Origin of the sequence: Stutzerimonas stutzeri (genome assembly GCF_024448715.1) — a bacterium.
GTDB classification, from domain to species: Bacteria; Pseudomonadota; Gammaproteobacteria; order Pseudomonadales; family Pseudomonadaceae; genus Stutzerimonas; species Stutzerimonas stutzeri_AR.
In genome coordinates this window covers 44,133-59,065 of sequence record NZ_JAMOHZ010000008.1, presented here as the reverse complement: position 1 = coordinate 59,065, position 14,933 = coordinate 44,133, and the positions used below count along the sequence as shown (strand labels likewise).

The following is a 14,933-nucleotide window of genomic DNA, read 5'->3' as shown; positions in this document are numbered from 1 at the left end:
GAAGCGAGATCAGCCGATGCAGAGCTCGGCTTCTTCTTCCTCGGGGATCTGGTCGGTGACGATTACGCGCGCGTGGTGGCTGTTTTCCTCCTCCATGCGCAGGCCATAGTAGCTGGAGTCGTACGCATCCCAGAACGCCTCGACCTGCTCAATCGTGGCGGCTTCGAGAAGAACCTCCAGGCTGTGTTCCAGGACGATCGTGTAGAGTTTTTCAGCAGACATGATAAGCAGGCTCGCGCTCGATTCAGAAAAGCGGCTGCTCCGCTGCAGCCGTGATGTCATTCTGACAGCTAACGCTTCTTTAGCAGTGGCCGCTCATCGCCTTTCCACCGCGTTCCGCTGAACGGTTCATTCGCTGGGTTGTCGCCGCAATAGCACCGCCAACGCCCGTTATCAGCTTTTGACGGAGTTGGACGGCGAGTAGCTGTCCACAACCCGGCGGTACTGGCTCGGGGATGCCCCTATATGTTGTTGAAAGAATCGCGTGAAGTGCCCCTGTTCGGAAAATCCGAGATTCTCGGCCAACTTGCCAAGTGTTCCGGTGCGCTCGTGCTCCAGCCAGGAAAAGGCTTGGCGCATACGTGCGTCGTTCAGCATCAGCATGGGTGTCATGCCGGTGTCCTGCCGAAAGAGCGTGAAAAAATGCGCACGTGAAAGTCCCCCCGCTCGCGCTGCGTTAGCGATGCACTGCGGATCGTCCAGGTGTGTCTGCAGATAGTCGCAGGCCCGCCGGACGCGTGCGTCTCGGAAACCCTGTCGCGTCTGTATACCCAGCCGGCAGAGCTGGCGCCACTGTGAATAGTCTTCGATCAGCTCGATAAGAAAGTCGAACAACAGAAATTCGATACGCTCAAGCGGTACCAGTCCGGACGAATAGGTTTCGGCGATTAGCCGGTCAGCCATAGCCCGGTTCTTGCTACTGAGCTCAATGCATGGCTGTGAAAAGAATTCCGGATGCCCGCTGAGCGCCAACGACTGTTGCGCGTCGGCCAGCCATGCCGGTTCGATATAAAGCGCAAGGATCTGGGTGTGCTCGGAGCCCTGCTGGTAATCATAGAAGTGCGGCTGCCAGGCGTTTACCAGCACGGCGCAACGGTCGGTGAGCGGAACCTGACGTCCGTTCACGTTGAAAAACGTATCGGCGCCTGCTGCCTTCACAAGCACATGACACTCATGATGCGAGTGGGTCACCAGCGGTCGGTTCATGTCTAGAAGGGCAACCCGACCGAACTTGCCGTGAAATACACGTTGGGCAATGGACATCGTTAGCGCCTCACGCTGAGGCCGGTGTGTGAAAACCGGCGGGTTCGGGAGCAGAAGCAAGATCGGACGGCACGTCGACATCCAGATGAATACCCGGGTCTGTGACGTTGATCAATACATGTGCGGTCGGGTGTCGGGCGATCAGCGCGCTTCCACCCTTATCGCCATCCAGCGCGCGAAGCTGCGGCCAGAATTGACGACCGAACAGCACCGGATGTCCAGGCCGGCCCATATGACAAGGCTGGACGATTCCATCCTCAGTCGCTGCCTGGGCCAATTGCGCCAGCGTAGCCGTCGAGATCCAGGGCATATCGCCTAGCAGGACGGCGATAGCCCGCGCCGACTGTGAGTGAATGGCTGCCACGCCTTCCGCCAGGCTTGCTCCCATTCCATGTTCGGCGCGAGCTGCATGCACAACGCGCACATCTGGCGGTAGACGGTAATCCGAGAGCTGATCATCTGAACGCAGCACGAGCACCAATTCGGAAAACACCGATGCCGCGACCCGCAAAGTTGTCTCCAGCACGCCGTGGCCATCGCTGAGGCGGGCCAAGCGCTTGTCGGCGCCGAAACGACGAGCTTGCCCGGCGGCGAGAACCAGGCCGATGACTCCATTCGCTTCAGAGCGCATCACGGGCCTTGCCTCGGTACACGCGCAATACGTCCGCCATTACCGAAAGGGCGATTTCGGCCGGAGTCTTGCTGCCTAGATCCAGCCCGATAGGCATGTGGATGCGCTCGATTTGCTCCAGACTCAGGCCGCCGACGCGCTGCAGCCGTTCCGCCCGGTTGGATGAGGTCTGTCGCGAACCCATGGCACCGATGTAAAACGCCGGCGTCCGTACGGCTTCCATCAGCGCGAGGTCATCGATGCGCGGATCATGGGTTAGTGCAACCACCGCAGTGGCCTCGTGGCACCCTCCCGACGCGATGAACATGGAAGGCAATACCGGTCGAACCTCGATACCCTCGACCAGCATGCCCTGCATTTCCTCGCGGGGGTCGCAGACAATCACCTCGCAGCCAAGTGCCCGCGCGAAGCCGGCGCAGGCTTGCGCTACCGGTGATACGCCAGCGAGCAGCAGGCGCAACGCCGGTCCAATGCGAATCTCGGCATGTTCATCCATGAGGCAGGTCTGCTCGCCGCCTCGGTCGGGCAGCAGCTCCGCGTTACCGGTCGTGAGGTTTACCCGGCGCAGAAGACGGCGCTGGCCTTGCAGAGCAGCCTGCAAGGCCTCCAGATGGTTTGCCAAAGCTTCAGTCGGAGCGTGATGCTCGACCAGCACCTGAAGAATGCCGCCGCAGGGCAGACGGAGCCGGTGCCGATCATCGGCGCTCTCACCGTAGCGAACGATTTGCGCGGGCGCGCGTAGTTCGCCCTGCGCAAGGCTGGCGAGAAAGTCCTCTTCGACGCAGCCGCCGGATAAAGAGCCGACATGGGAACCATCCGCACGCGCAACGAGCAATGCACCCGGCGCCCTAGGTGCCGATCCATAGGTCGACAGAACCGTGCATAGCCATAGCTTGTGACCGTCTGTCACCCATCGCAGGGCCTGCTCGATTACCTGTAGGTCAAGATGTTGCATGCCTGTTTCCCCTGGTCGCGGACAACGCATTGGCGCGCCGTGATAATCGGTTACCCTTCAACCCCCGCTCTACTAGGAAGCTTGTGGGATGTCGTCTTGCTCCTTTCTCGATACCGGTACGGCCACGCTGGAGTATCGGTTGTTGTCCAACGCGGATTCGACTGGTCCGACGCTTGTTCTGTTGCATGAGGGTTTGGGTTGTGTCGCCCTGTGGAAGGATTTTCCCGACACGCTCGCTGCCGCAACGGGCCTGTCGGTTCTTACCTACAGCCGGCAAGGCTATGGCGGATCGAGCGCAGTACCGCTGCCACGCCGGCTGGATTACTTGAGCGAAGCTGGCCCTGATGAACTGGCTCAGGTTATCGAGGCGCTTGGGCTCGACAACGTGGTGCTGGTTGGCCACAGCGATGGTGCATCTATCGCCCTGGCTTACGCCGCACGCAACGATCCGCGCGTTCGAGGCGTGGTGGCGCTCGCGCCGCACGTCACGGTCGAGCCGGCGGGCCTCGCCGGTATCCGCCAGACTACCGGTCAGTTCCTTGGCGGCGGCCTGCGTGAACAGCTCGCCGCCTATCACGGCATGAACACGGACGGTGCTTTTCATGGCTGGAGCGACACCTGGCTGGCCCCGGACTTCACCGGCTGGCATCTGCTCGACCATTTGCCGCGCATTGCGGTACCGGTGCTGGCGCTCCAGGGGCGGGACGATGAGTACGCAACCACCGAGCAAATGGCGCTGATAGCGCATCACGTGCCCGACAGCCGCACCGAGCTGCTCGACAACTGCCGGCATTTTCCGCAGAACCAGGCCAGGAGCAATACTCTCGAGCTGATCGGCCAGTTCCTGGCCACGCTCCCGGCATAGTGCGTTTAAGCCTGACAACGCGTCACCTCGCCGGCCGTTCATCTCAACCCTGCTCGTCGGCCATCGCCGTCTCGATTTCGTCCAGAGTCGGAACTGCTTCGGGCTCATCACGCCAGCGGCGGACGACTCCCAGCTCGATGTCGAACATGTCCAGCACGCGCCCGACTGTGTGGTTGACCATGTCATCGATCGATGTCGGTCGGGCATAGAAGGCCGGGACCGGTGGCGCGATGACGGCGCCAAGTTCAGCCAGCTCGGTCATGGTGCGCAGGTGGTTTCGGTGCAATGGCGTTTCGCGCACCATCAATACCAGCCGGCGCTGCTCCTTCAGAATGACGTCCGCCGCGCGAGTCAGCAGGGTAGAGGTCACCCCGCTGGCAATTTCCGACATGGTACGCACCGAGCAAGGGGCGATGATCATGCCCATGGTCTTGAACGATCCGCTGGCGATGGCTGCGCCGATGTCCTGATTGGAGTAGCTCACGGTCGCCATGGTCTTGAGTTGCGACCACGAGAGACCGGTTTCGTGAGCGAGGGTAATCAGCGCCGATTTGGTGACCATCAGGTGGGTCTCGATCGGTGTGTCGCGCAACAGCTCCAGCAGGCGCACGCCATATATCGCACCCGAAGCGCCTGATATCCCGATGATGAGCCGTTGAGGGCGAGGATTAGCTGAGATCATGATCGGTGTCCTGTATCGCGCCTTCCTTATAGAAATGGATGGCATTGAGAGCGGTGCCCAGCGTCTTGCTGATGATATCGACGAACAGTGTGGCGGCAGGCGTGAGGGGGCGCCGGCTGTCGTGTACGCAGACCATTCGACGGGTGATTCCGGGATTCGCAAGCGGATAGGCACGCAGCGCGCCGTCTTCCAGCCCGCGTTGCAACACGGTGGCTGGCAGCACACTGATCCAGTCGCTGCGGCGCAGAAAGCTCTCGATCACCGTCAGGTCATCGAGTTCGAGATGCGGGGTCAATTCGATTCCATGAACGGCGAGCGCCTGGTCGATGACGATGCGCAGGCCGTGGCGGCGGGAAGGCAGAACCAGCTTCAGTTTCGGCAACGCGCTGAGCGGTACGGGCATCGGCATGCGCAACCGGGTAGTGGCGCCGGTTGCAACGAGCAGCTCTTCGTCGAGGATATCGATCCGGTTCAGATGCTCCTGCTGGAAGCTCTGGTTGATGACGGCGAAGTCCAGTGCGCCAGACAGCACGCGATCGATCAGATCCTGGCTGTAGCCGTAGCTGACCTGCAGATCGACGTCCGGGTGATGCTCGACGAAATAGGCGAGGGTGCTTGCCAGTGCCTGGTTGGCCGCCGAGGCGATCAGGCCTGCGTTGATCCTTCCGCCGATCTTGCCGCTGCGGTCGATCAACGCTTGGCGGGCCTCTAGCAGTTCACTGAGGATCGGCATGAACAAACGGTAGGCCTGTACCCCCGCTTCGGTTGGCGTCATGCCTTTGGGCGTGCGGTCGAACAACGGTTGCCCGAGTTCTTCTTCCAGCTTGGCAATCTGCATCGAGAGGGCTGGCTGCACGATGTTCAGGCGCTGCGCCGCCTTCGTGACCGAACCCTCTTCATACAGGCAGGTGAAGTACTTCAGTTGGCGCAGTTCCATCTCTGACCTCGGCGTTGGCTACCTACAGGGTGCCGACATTCTGGTAGACGTGCTTGAGCTCTGTAAAATCCATCAGCGCGTCATAGCCGTGGAGTCGGCCCAGCCCACTCTTGCGATAGCCACCCGTTTCTGCCTCGGCGAAAAGCTTGTTGTGGTCGTTGATCCACACCGTACCATTGCGCAGCGCCCGGGCGAGGCGCATGGCGCGCGCGCCATCGTGGGTCCAGACACTCGCTGACAGACCGAAGTCCGAGTGATTGGCGCGGGCAATCGCTTCGGCATCATCCTCGAATGCCTCCAGAACCAACAGCGGCCCGAAGATTTCCTCCTGGCAAAAGAACGCACCGCTGTCGCGATGAGCGATCAGCGTGGGCGAGAGGAACGCGCCGGCGCCCAACGGGCCATCCGGTTGGCCTCCAGCCAGCAGCACCTCATCGCAGCTGCCCATCGCTTCAGCGATCCGTTGTCCCACCAGATCGCGAGAGTGCCAGTCGATCAGCGGTCCCATCTGCGTAGCGGCTTCAAGACCATGGCCGAGACGTATCTCGCCCAATGCGGCGGCGAGGGCCTGTTTCATTTCCGCCAAGCGGCTGACGTGTACCAGCACGCGACGGGCTGCCGTGCATTGCTGGCCGGAAATGATCGTGGCTGCCGCAGCGAGCTTAAGTGCCACGGCCGTGATGTCCGCATCTTCGAGCACCACACAGCAGGATTTGCCGCCGAGCTCGAGCGACAACTTCTTCATGGTGGGCGCTGCATCTTGCATGATCCGCGTTCCGGTTGCAGTCGAGCCCGTGAAACTGAGCACGTCCACCGCAGGTGAGGCGACGAGGTGCGCGGCACCGACGTGGCCGGTTTCCGCGAACAGGTTGACGGCGCCGCGCGGCAACAGGGGCAACTGCAGCAAGGGTTCGAGAAAGGCGGCATTGAATAATGCAGTTTGTGGCGCCGGCTTGATCACACAGGTGCAGCCGGCCGCCAATGCAGGCGCTAGCGCGCGCACCAGCAGAACGGCCGGAGCGTTCCAGGGAATGATCAGGGCCGCGACCCCCGCTGGCTCGCGGAGCATGGTGGAAAATTCGCCGGGTGCCACCTCCAGCACATGGCCTGGAATATGGCGAGCCAGGCCCGCGTAATACAGGATTTCCGAGATGGCGCCGCCGATTTCGCCACGTGATTGCGCCAGCGCCTTGCCGTTCTCGCGGGTCAGCAGGATCGCAAGATCCTCTTGACGGCTTTTGAGGGCGGCCGCCCATTCCAGAAGGACCTGTTGGCGCAGGCGCGGGTTCTGTGACCACTGTGGCTCGGCAAAGGCGCGTGCGGCCGCATCGACGGCGGCCTGAGCTTCGCGCAGCCCGCCGTCTGCAAACTGGCCAATGGTTTCAGCATTGGCCGGGTCCAGGCTTTCGCTCCACTGACCGCTTTCGCACCAGTCTCCATCGATGAAATGTCGAGCCTGCATTGGATTCTCCTGTTGGGAATTTCTTATTCGAATTTGATTGGCTGACCGCTTCATCCGATCGAGACGGTCGCCGGTGGACGCCGCGCCATTGCAGGCGTCCCGCACGTTGCTGTCTCCGCTGAGCGGCTCAGTCGTGCTGCGAGTGGGTCAATAGCTGCTCCCAGTCTTCGTCGGCCAACTGGCAGGCTTCGGCAAGCTCCACCTCCGCTTCGCCGGGGACCTGGATGCGTTTGAAACGCATCGGTGGCGCCTCAAGGGGAACTGTGGCATCGAAGCCCATCTTCGAACCAATGCCGTCACGCGTGGAGGGGTCGAGCTTGGAACCCTGGGATTCGTGGATAAGTACCAGATCGCGATCGGCTTGAAAGCGCGTGGCCACCGCCCACTCGACTTCGGTGGGGTTATGGATGTCGACATCGGTATCCACGACGACGACATGCTTGATGTCGTAATGCCCGCCGAGCGCACCGAGGATCACGTTCTTCGCCTCGCCCTCGGAACGCTTGTCGATCTGCACATACAGGTGATACCGGCATACGCCTCCCCGAGCCAGATGCACGTCGCGCACCGAAGGGAAGCTGCGACGCAGATGCGCCAGCATCGTTGCCTCGCGCGGAATTCCGCCCAGCAGAAGATGCTCCAGTCCACCACCGACGATGGTATGAAACATCGGTGAGTCCCGGTGGGTGACAGCATCCACCTCGATTACGTGTCGCTCGGCACGCTCGCCGTAATACTGCGGGAATTCACCGAAAGGACCTTCTTCTTCGCGAGCATTCGCCAGCAGTCTTCCTTCGATGACAATCTCGGCATCGGCCGGCACGCGGATGCGGTTAGTGACGCATTTGGCGACCTTGAGCGGTTGGCCGTGCAGTGCGCCGGCAATTTCCAGTTCATCGTGGTCGATCGGCACGATCGCCTGAGATGCCATCAGGGTCAGGGGGTCGCAGCCGACTACTACCGCGACTTCCAGATCCTCGCCAACGCTTTCGGTTTCCTGGAAGTACGCCAAGGTATGGCGTGGCAGCAGCAGGGCGCCGAGGCGGTTGTGACTACTGACCTGCAAGCGATGGATCGACACGTTCTGCACGCCGGTACGCGGATTGCGAGTGATCAGCAAACCGGCGGTGATATAGGCGCCGCTGTCGTGCTCGTTGTGCGTGGGGATCGGCAGCTGCGCCAGCAGATCCACATCGCGATGCACGACCTGCTGGCACACCGCGTCTTCGGTTTCCTGCCATGGCAGTGGATTCAGGCTGGCTTCCTCGAAACGGGCCAGTACCTGAGATGATTCGACTCCCATCGCCTCGGCCATCCACTGACGATCCGACAGCAGGCCGGAGATAACCGGAATGGAGTGGCCACTTGGGCGGAGGAACAGCGAGGCGCTCTGACCGTCGAGACGGTTCGCTATCGCAGCGACGCCAAAACGCAGCTCGGTGCCCGCTCGGACGATATTGAAACGACCGCTTTGTTGAAGGTGATTCAGCCAGCCCCGCAAGCTGGCCCCGATGGGGCGGTGGACGATGGCGTCGGTGTTGGCCGTGGAATTGGATATGGACGGCATGGCGGGTCTCTCTGTAGTTATTGTTCGCAGACCATGCTAGAAGCGCCGGCATTGACTGCCTATTAAGCAATTTTGATGCTGGTCATCACTGCGAGCGATGCTCTTTGGAACAGCACTGTGAGCCTGCTCCTGCGCTTCCAGAACAGATTGAAGGAGCATGGCGACGGTGCGTCATGCTCCGATGCGACCATCAGGGTCTGAGAATGGCCGGGTCGATGATCAGCTCGATCAGAAACGGTCGATCGGCATTGAGTGCCTGCTCGAACACCTCCGCGAATTGATCTGTTCGTTCCACGCGGGCAGCACCGGCGCCAAACGCTTCCGCTAGCCGGAGCATGTCCGGGTTTATCAGGTCAGTGCCGTAGCGGCGTCCGGGATACTGTTTGTCCTGGTGCATGCGAATGGAGCCGTAGGAGCCATTGTTGACCACGATGATGATGACGTTCGCTTTGTACTGCACGGCCGTCGCCAGCTCTTGGCAAGTCATCAGGAAGCAGCCATCGCCGGCAAAGCACACCGCCGGGCGTTCGGGATTGGCCAGCTTGGCTGCGATCGCCGCCGGCAGGCCGTAGCCCATCGATCCAGAGGTGGGCGCAAGCTGGCTGCCCAGCGCGCGAAACGGGTAAAAACGGTGCACCCACAACGTGTAATTGCCGGCACCGTTACTGATCGCAGCGTTGGACGGTAGCCGTTTGCCAAGCCAGGCGACAATTTCCCCAAACTGCAACGGCCCCGGTAATTCTGTCGGCTTGCTCCAGTCGAGGTAGACCCGGCGAGCCCGGCCAAGCCAGGATTCGCGCTCCGCCGTCAACAGTGGTCGGGTCAGGGCGCCGACCGCGTCGGCGAAACCCTGTATCCCCGCACAGATCGCAAGATCCGGTTGGTAGACGCGGCCCAGCTCCTCGGCCTCGGGGTGGACATGAATAAGTTGCTGCCGAGGCCGCGGGACCTCGACCAGCTCATAGTGCCGGGTGGCGATGTCACCCAGCCGGGTACCGACCGCAATCAGCAAATCGGCATCCTTTATCAGCTCCGCCAGTTGGGGGTTCATGCCCAGGCCGGCGTCGCCTGCATAGTTCGGGCTGCCGTTGTCGAAGCGATCCTGCCGCCGGAAGGCTGTCACCACAGGCAGGCCGTGTGTTTCGGCGAAGTGTTGCAGCTGCTGGCGGCTTTCCGGCGTCCAGCCTGACCCGCCAAATATGGCGAGCGGCCTCCTGGCTTCGGCCAGCAATGCGAGAAGCGACAGTACGTCGCGTGGGGCGGGGTAGCTCTGCACGCCGGGCGAGCGTTCAAGCTCGACCCTGTTCAGTCGTTGATAGAGAAGGTCTTCCGGCAATCCCATCACCACGGGCCCCTTGCGTCCCGACTGAGCGGTGGCAAAGGCGCGGCTGACATATTCGGGAAGACGTTCAGCCTCTTGGATGTCCGAGGCCCACTTGGCGACTGATCCGAACAGCGCCTTCACGTTGACTTCCTGCCAGGCTTCTCGCTCCTGGAAGCCGTGCGGCACCTGACCGACGAACACCAGCAGCGGGGTCGAATCCTGTGACGCCACATGCAGCCCGGCCAGCGCGTTGGCGCTGCCGGGGCCACGAGTGACGAAGCAGACGCCGGGGCGTCCGGTGATCTTGGCGTGTGCCTCGGCCATCATTGAGGCACCGCCTTCCTGGCGGCATACCACCAGCTCGATGTCCGGTGCGTCATGCAGGGCGTCGAGAACCGGCAGGAAACTTTCGCCGGGAACAGTGAACACGCGGTCGACGCCATTGCGCCGCAGCAACTCAACTATCGCTTGCCCGCCGGTTAGTGTTTCGGGATTGCCGGTCATTCATTCGCTCCTGCAAGACGGTGGGCGCGGCTTACTTGAGCAGCCCGGCTTCCTTGTAGTATTTCTTCGCACCTGGGTGCAGCGGGGTGCCCAGGTTGATTTCGGCGGCCGAGCCTTCAGCGGTCCAGCCTTTCATCGAACCGAACGAGCGCTGGAGGTTTTCACGACGCTCCATGACCGCCTTGGTGATCTGGTAGGCATCTTCCTCGGACACCGAAGCATTGGCATACAGCGAGGTACTGAAGCCCACACCCTCTACCGGCTCGCTCTGGTCTTCAAACATGTTGGCGGGCATGGTGGCGCGCGCGAAGCCGTATTTTTCGAGGAATTTCACGGCATCGTCGCTCAGGCTGAGAAAGCGCTGGCCGGGAGCGATCGAGAGCTGCGCGGTGTTCGGGTGTCCGTCCGTGGTGATGCCGATGATCATGTCGATCTGCTTGTCGCCGAACTGGTCCTGCAGAATGCTCAGGCTGGACTTGCTGACGCTGCCGCCAAAGGCCTCGATATCCTCATAGGTCAGTCCGTTGGCTTCGAGAATCAATTTACTGATGTACTCGTTCAGACTGCCCTGCGGGCCGGTACCGATACGCACTGCAAGTTTTTTCTCCTTTATCTCAGCGATAGAGGTGATGGGGCTGTCTTTCTGCACGGTGATGCGCTGGTAATACTGGTCGAGGCCACCGACCAGGCCGAGCACGTTGTCTGTCTTCTTGTCGAACGGCCCGAAGCCCTGCACCGCCCAAGAGGCGACTGGCGGGAAAATCAAACCAATGTCTGTGCGTTTGGCAGCCAGCAGCTTGGTATTGGCGATAGCCATGGGGGTGCCAAGGATGTCGACAGTCGAACCCTGCGGTAGTCCTTCGAGCATCTCGGTGCGCAGGGAGCCCGCGTAGGCGTACCAGGTGGTGCCGGTCGGCCCGGCAGCAAACTTGACGTTTACCGGGTCGGCGGCAAAGGCCGTACCGGAGAAGGCGAGGAAGCCGCCGAGAATGAAAGGCAGTGCGTTTTTCTTGAATGCTTTAATCATTTTCTTGTTCTCTTTATGGGTGAAACGTTTGCCAGACAGTTGAGCTGAGCTGGCGTTAAATCAGGCTCTTGAACTCTCCATCAAGGCGTTGCTGGAGGCGGCCTTTGTTTTGCGGACTTGCCAGACCCATACCAGGGTCAGCAGAACCAGGCCTGCGAGCGACGCCTTGATTACCGGTGCAATCAGCATCGCGGCAGCGACAAACAGCAGGAACGACTCGAGCAGTGTGTTTCTAGCCCTCAGATAGCCCGCCACGCAGCCAGCCAGGGCATAGCAACCGATGACCGCGGTGACGACTGCGGGAAGTATTTCGGTCCACTCGCCCTGCAAAAGCAGCGCTGGGCTGAAGACGAAAGCGTATGCCACGAGGAAGCCGGCCAGGCTGTAGCGGAACGCGATCCAGCCTGTCTTCCAGATATTCGCCTTGGCGATTCCTCCTGCGACGAAGGCGGCGAGCGCCACGGGTGGCGTGACCATCGACAGAGCGGCGAAGTACAGCACGAAGAAGTGCGACGACAACGCCGGGATCCCAAGCTTGTCCAGTGCCGGGATGGCCAGGATTGCGCCCATGATGTAGGCGGCGGTGGTCGGCATACCCATGCCCATGACGATGACCATGAGCATCACCAGCAGCAGGGCAGGGATCAGCATGCCGCCCGATAGCGCAGTGACGAACGAGCCGAACGTCAGACCCAGGTTGGTCATCGACGCGATGCCGACGACGATGCCTGCCCCAGCGCAAGGAATTGCCACGGCAATGGCGCCGCGCGAACCGGAATCCAGCGCCTTCAGCGAATCGATGAACACGTTGGCGGTGGCCTTGACTGCGCCGCTGATGCCCTCAGTGCTGAAACCTCCCCAAACACGGGTGATCAGGCCGAAGACTATCGTGACCCAGATGGCTTCCAGCGTGGCGGAGCTCAAGGCGCGGCCGGCCATGATCTGATAGACCAGCATGATCACGGGAATGAACAGGTAAAGACGCTTGAAGACGCTGGCCCAGTTGGTGTCCATCTCGCTCAACTTGAGCGCTGTCAGGCCCTTGCGACGGGCCAGTAGATCCACGACAAAGTACAGCGCGATATAGAACAGCAGCGCCGGGATCAGCGCGGCGATGGCGACCTGAGCATAAGGGATGCCCATGAACTGCGCGATCAGAAAGGCCGCCGCGCCCATGACCGGTGGCATCAATTGCCCGCCGGTTGACGAGGCGGCTTCGACCGCAGCGGACTCTTCCGAACTCATCCCCGACTTCTTCATCGCCGGAATGGTGAACATGCCCATCACCGCCGCGTTGGCGGTGGCGCTGCCACTCACCGCGCCGAACAGGGTCGAAGAGACAATGGATACCTTGGCCATGCCGCCGCGGAAGCGCCCCACCAACAGCACGGACATGTCCATGAACAGCTGGCCGCCACCAAACAGCTGCAGGAACGCGCCGAACAGCAGGAAGTAGAACACCTGGCTGTAGGAAACGATGCTCGGGATACCGAACACGCCTTCGTTCTGCATGGTTTGCAGATCGAGGAACGTCTCGAGGAACAACATGGTCGGTTCGCCACCGTGACCGATGATGCTCAACAACGGCAGATCGCGTAACGCGGGGCCGATGAACTGGTAGCCGAGGAATACCAGGATAACTACCGTCAAGCCCATTCCCAGCGACCGGCGTACGGCCTCGATCACAAGGGCAATGGTTGCAATGCCGACGATGAAGTCCCATTTTTCCAACAGATCGACCATGGCGATCCGCGTGACTAGCCGTTCCGCGTCAATCAGGTAGTACGCAGCGATGGCCGCTGCGATTGCCGCCAGCAGGTAATCCGAAGCACGGGCAAGCGACAGCGTACCCCGGCTGTCTTGGCGCAGCGGATGGGTGATAAAGGTAAGCACCACGCCAAACATGACGTGAATAGGCACGGCGACTATCAGTTCCAGAGGTTCGCCGTACACCATGTGAATCTGGAAGGCCGCCCAGCAGAGCGCGATGATTGATGCAGGATTCAAAAGACTTTTCATGATGTTCTGCCATCTCCGTGGTCGGCCAATACCGAACGTTGGCTGGCGGGATGCCGATATGCAGCCTCTAGCCTGATGGCAGGCTCGATGGGCTTGGCGAGACGCCTGTTATTTTTGTGGGACGCCTTTGCCGTGGAGACGGGGTCGGCTATATCGAACAGAGGCCGTCGGCGTGAACGCACTGGGCCTGTCGGGAAATGCTGAAAAAGCACGGGGTCGTTCATATCCGCCTCTACTTATTGTTATGAATGCTGTGCAGTAGCTGGCTCTGTGGCTGGCTCCATCTTAGGTTCAGCAGTAAATGGATGAAATTAATGAATACTGATACGAGCCATCAGCGCGCGCTTTGGAAAAGCCAGGGCTCTGGCCTGGCTGTTTGCGCGCCGTGCGGGTTATTCAGAGCACCGATCAGCGTTCGATTTCGCCCAATAGCCAGGACACCAGCACGCCGCAAACCAGCGCCCAGAAGGGCGCGCTGATTCCCATCAGCGAAAAATTGCTCATCGCCACCGCAAGGGCAACGAAGGCGCCTATCTGACAGGCGCCGCCCTTCTGGAATGCCTGCTGCAGAGCGCTGAGCAGCACGCCGATCATCGCCAACCCGGCGACGATCATGATCAGCGCTTTTGGCAACGCCAGGATGAACGGCACGGCGAGGCCTGCGAACAATCCGAATAGACCGAACAGCACGCCGTTGACCAACGCCGCGCCGTAGCGGTGCTGCGGGTCTTCGCCCGCTTGCTCGGATGAGCAGATCGCGGTCATTGGTCCGGCGATATTCGCGTTGTGGCCGCCCAGCAATCCGGCGAGCATACCGCCGACGCCGCTGACCACCGTCATGGCATTGATGGGCGGGTTGTAACCTTCGGCCATCAGTACGCCCGCCGCCTGGGCGTTTTCGGCGCCGATGACCAATGCAGTCAACGGAATGGTAATGGCCAGAAAGGCATCCAGCGAAAAAGTCGGTGCGGTAAAGGCGGGCATCACGAAAACAACGTCCACATCGGCGGGCTGTATTTGACCCATCGCCAGCGCAAGGCCAAATCCAACGATGCCCGCCACCATTACCGGCGGCACCGATTTGACGAACCGCGTGACCAGAAAGAAGCTCAGCGCCGCGGAGCCTGCGATCAATGGCATGGCGGCAATCGAATCGACGGCTCCGGTGGCGAAGCGAATCATGGCCCCCACGATCATCGCCATCACGATAGGCATCGGCAGCCACCGCATCAGCCGTCCGATCAGGCCGGAAACGCCGAGCAGCAAGACCAGCAAGCCGCTCATGATAAAGGCGCCCACGGCGTCGCTGAAGTTCATGCCCACAAGCGATGTAGCGAGGATCGCAGCGCCGGGAATGGTGTAGGCGCCGCAGATTGGCTGGCGATACCGCAGTGCAAGGAACAGGCTTAGCAGCCCGCCCAGCACGTAGATGGAGAACAACCAGGCAACGGTCTGACCAGCGCTCAGTTGCCCGGCCTCGGCGGCCTTGATCACCACCAGTGCGGGGCCGGTGCAGCCAAACACGGCCGCGACCAGGCCGACGCTGATGGTTTTGCTGTTCAGTATCTGGCGCAGCGCTGGTTTGCCGGGTTTGGCGTCTGGCAGATCATTCGCCAAAGGAGTCATATCGTTGAGCATCGTGATGCCTCTGTTTGTTGTTATCTGCAGCTGCTACCGGGACCCATTCGCTTGACTTC

13 protein-coding genes are annotated in these 14,933 nt (G+C 61.0%); 1 reads left to right on the top strand and 12 read right to left on the bottom strand.

Features of this window, described 5'->3' with window-relative positions; all coding sequences use genetic code 11:
- Positions 1–9: 9 nt before the first annotated feature.
- The 4 genes from NAV33_RS17110 to NAV33_RS17095 form a co-directional block, all read right to left on the bottom strand.
- The gene (locus NAV33_RS17110; RefSeq protein WP_255982250.1) at positions 10–222 is read right to left on the bottom strand and encodes a hypothetical protein; all 213 of its coding nucleotides are present in this window, start codon (positions 220–222) and stop codon (positions 10–12) included.
- 171 nt (positions 223–393) lie between these two features.
- On the bottom strand, positions 394–1,263 hold the full coding sequence (locus NAV33_RS17105; protein WP_255982248.1) for a helix-turn-helix transcriptional regulator: 870 nt from the start codon (positions 1,261–1,263) through the stop codon (positions 394–396).
- Positions 1,264–1,273: 10 nt separating this feature from the next.
- Positions 1,274–1,894: a nucleotidyltransferase family protein gene (locus NAV33_RS17100; protein ID WP_255982618.1), complete on the bottom strand. Its 621-nt coding sequence runs from the start codon at positions 1,892–1,894 to the stop codon at positions 1,274–1,276.
- Positions 1,884–2,849, bottom strand: a complete 966-nt coding sequence (locus tag NAV33_RS17095; RefSeq protein WP_255982246.1) for an XdhC family protein — start codon at positions 2,847–2,849, stop codon at positions 1,884–1,886. Before NAV33_RS17095 ends, NAV33_RS17100 begins: the two co-directional genes overlap by 11 nt.
- Positions 2,850–2,937: 88 nt before the next feature.
- Between NAV33_RS17095 and NAV33_RS17090 the strand changes: the two genes are divergently transcribed.
- Positions 2,938–3,714: an alpha/beta fold hydrolase gene (locus tag NAV33_RS17090; RefSeq protein ID WP_255982245.1), complete on the top strand. Its 777-nt coding sequence runs from the start codon at positions 2,938–2,940 to the stop codon at positions 3,712–3,714.
- A 43-nt stretch (positions 3,715–3,757) separates the two neighbouring features.
- Here the strand turns inward: NAV33_RS17090 and NAV33_RS17085 are convergent, their stop codons facing one another.
- The 8 genes from NAV33_RS17085 to NAV33_RS17050 form a co-directional block, all read right to left on the bottom strand.
- On the bottom strand, positions 3,758–4,396 hold the full coding sequence (locus tag NAV33_RS17085) for a UbiX family flavin prenyltransferase (protein ID WP_255982243.1): 639 nt from the start codon (positions 4,394–4,396) through the stop codon (positions 3,758–3,760).
- Positions 4,383–5,333, bottom strand: coding sequence for a LysR family transcriptional regulator (locus NAV33_RS17080; RefSeq protein WP_255982241.1), 951 nt, complete (start codon positions 5,331–5,333; stop codon positions 4,383–4,385). Before NAV33_RS17080 ends, NAV33_RS17085 begins: the two co-directional genes overlap by 14 nt.
- A gap of 22 nt (positions 5,334–5,355) precedes the next feature.
- Positions 5,356–6,795 (bottom strand): aldehyde dehydrogenase family protein, encoded by a 1,440-nt coding sequence (locus NAV33_RS17075; protein ID WP_255982239.1) that lies wholly within the window; start codon positions 6,793–6,795, stop codon positions 5,356–5,358.
- A 127-nt stretch (positions 6,796–6,922) separates the two neighbouring features.
- Positions 6,923–8,362, bottom strand: a complete 1,440-nt coding sequence (locus NAV33_RS17070) for a UbiD family decarboxylase (RefSeq protein WP_255982237.1) — start codon at positions 8,360–8,362, stop codon at positions 6,923–6,925.
- A 190-nt stretch (positions 8,363–8,552) separates the two neighbouring features.
- Positions 8,553–10,190 (bottom strand): thiamine pyrophosphate-binding protein, encoded by a 1,638-nt coding sequence (locus NAV33_RS17065; protein WP_255982235.1) that lies wholly within the window; start codon positions 10,188–10,190, stop codon positions 8,553–8,555.
- A 31-nt stretch (positions 10,191–10,221) separates the two neighbouring features.
- A complete protein-coding gene (locus NAV33_RS17060) occupies positions 10,222–11,217 on the bottom strand; it encodes a TAXI family TRAP transporter solute-binding subunit (RefSeq protein ID WP_255982233.1) in 996 nt (331 codons plus the stop codon).
- Between the two features lie 60 nt (positions 11,218–11,277).
- Entirely contained in the window at positions 11,278–13,236 is a 1,959-nt protein-coding gene (locus NAV33_RS17055; protein WP_255982231.1) for a TRAP transporter permease, read from the bottom strand.
- A 408-nt stretch (positions 13,237–13,644) separates the two neighbouring features.
- Positions 13,645–14,874: a benzoate/H(+) symporter BenE family transporter gene (locus tag NAV33_RS17050; RefSeq protein ID WP_255982229.1), complete on the bottom strand. Its 1,230-nt coding sequence runs from the start codon at positions 14,872–14,874 to the stop codon at positions 13,645–13,647.
- Positions 14,875–14,933: the final 59 nt, after the last annotated feature.

Bases quoted from the DNA above. Each gene is read 5' to 3' on its own strand.
- NAV33_RS17110 (WP_255982250.1), bottom strand. From the start codon at position 222: ATGTCTGCTGAAAAACTCTACACGATCGTCCTGGAACACAGCCTGGAG.
- NAV33_RS17105 (WP_255982248.1), bottom strand. From the start codon at position 1,263: ATGTCCATTGCCCAACGTGTATTTCACGGCAAGTTCGGTCGGGTTGCC.
- NAV33_RS17100 (WP_255982618.1), bottom strand. From the start codon at position 1,894: ATGCGCTCTGAAGCGAATGGAGTCATCGGCCTGGTTCTCGCCGCCGGG.
- NAV33_RS17095 (WP_255982246.1), bottom strand. From the start codon at position 2,849: ATGCAACATCTTGACCTACAGGTAATCGAGCAGGCCCTGCGATGGGTG.
- NAV33_RS17090 (WP_255982245.1), top strand. From the start codon at position 2,938: ATGTCGTCTTGCTCCTTTCTCGATACCGGTACGGCCACGCTGGAGTAT.
- NAV33_RS17085 (WP_255982243.1), bottom strand. From the start codon at position 4,396: ATGATCTCAGCTAATCCTCGCCCTCAACGGCTCATCATCGGGATATCA.
- NAV33_RS17080 (WP_255982241.1), bottom strand. From the start codon at position 5,333: ATGGAACTGCGCCAACTGAAGTACTTCACCTGCCTGTATGAAGAGGGT.
- NAV33_RS17075 (WP_255982239.1), bottom strand. From the start codon at position 6,795: ATGCAGGCTCGACATTTCATCGATGGAGACTGGTGCGAAAGCGGTCAG.
- NAV33_RS17070 (WP_255982237.1), bottom strand. From the start codon at position 8,362: ATGCCGTCCATATCCAATTCCACGGCCAACACCGACGCCATCGTCCAC.
- NAV33_RS17065 (WP_255982235.1), bottom strand. From the start codon at position 10,190: ATGACCGGCAATCCCGAAACACTAACCGGCGGGCAAGCGATAGTTGAG.
- NAV33_RS17060 (WP_255982233.1), bottom strand. From the start codon at position 11,217: ATGATTAAAGCATTCAAGAAAAACGCACTGCCTTTCATTCTCGGCGGC.
- NAV33_RS17055 (WP_255982231.1), bottom strand. From the start codon at position 13,236: ATGAAAAGTCTTTTGAATCCTGCATCAATCATCGCGCTCTGCTGGGCG.
- NAV33_RS17050 (WP_255982229.1), bottom strand. From the start codon at position 14,874: ATGCTCAACGATATGACTCCTTTGGCGAATGATCTGCCAGACGCCAAA.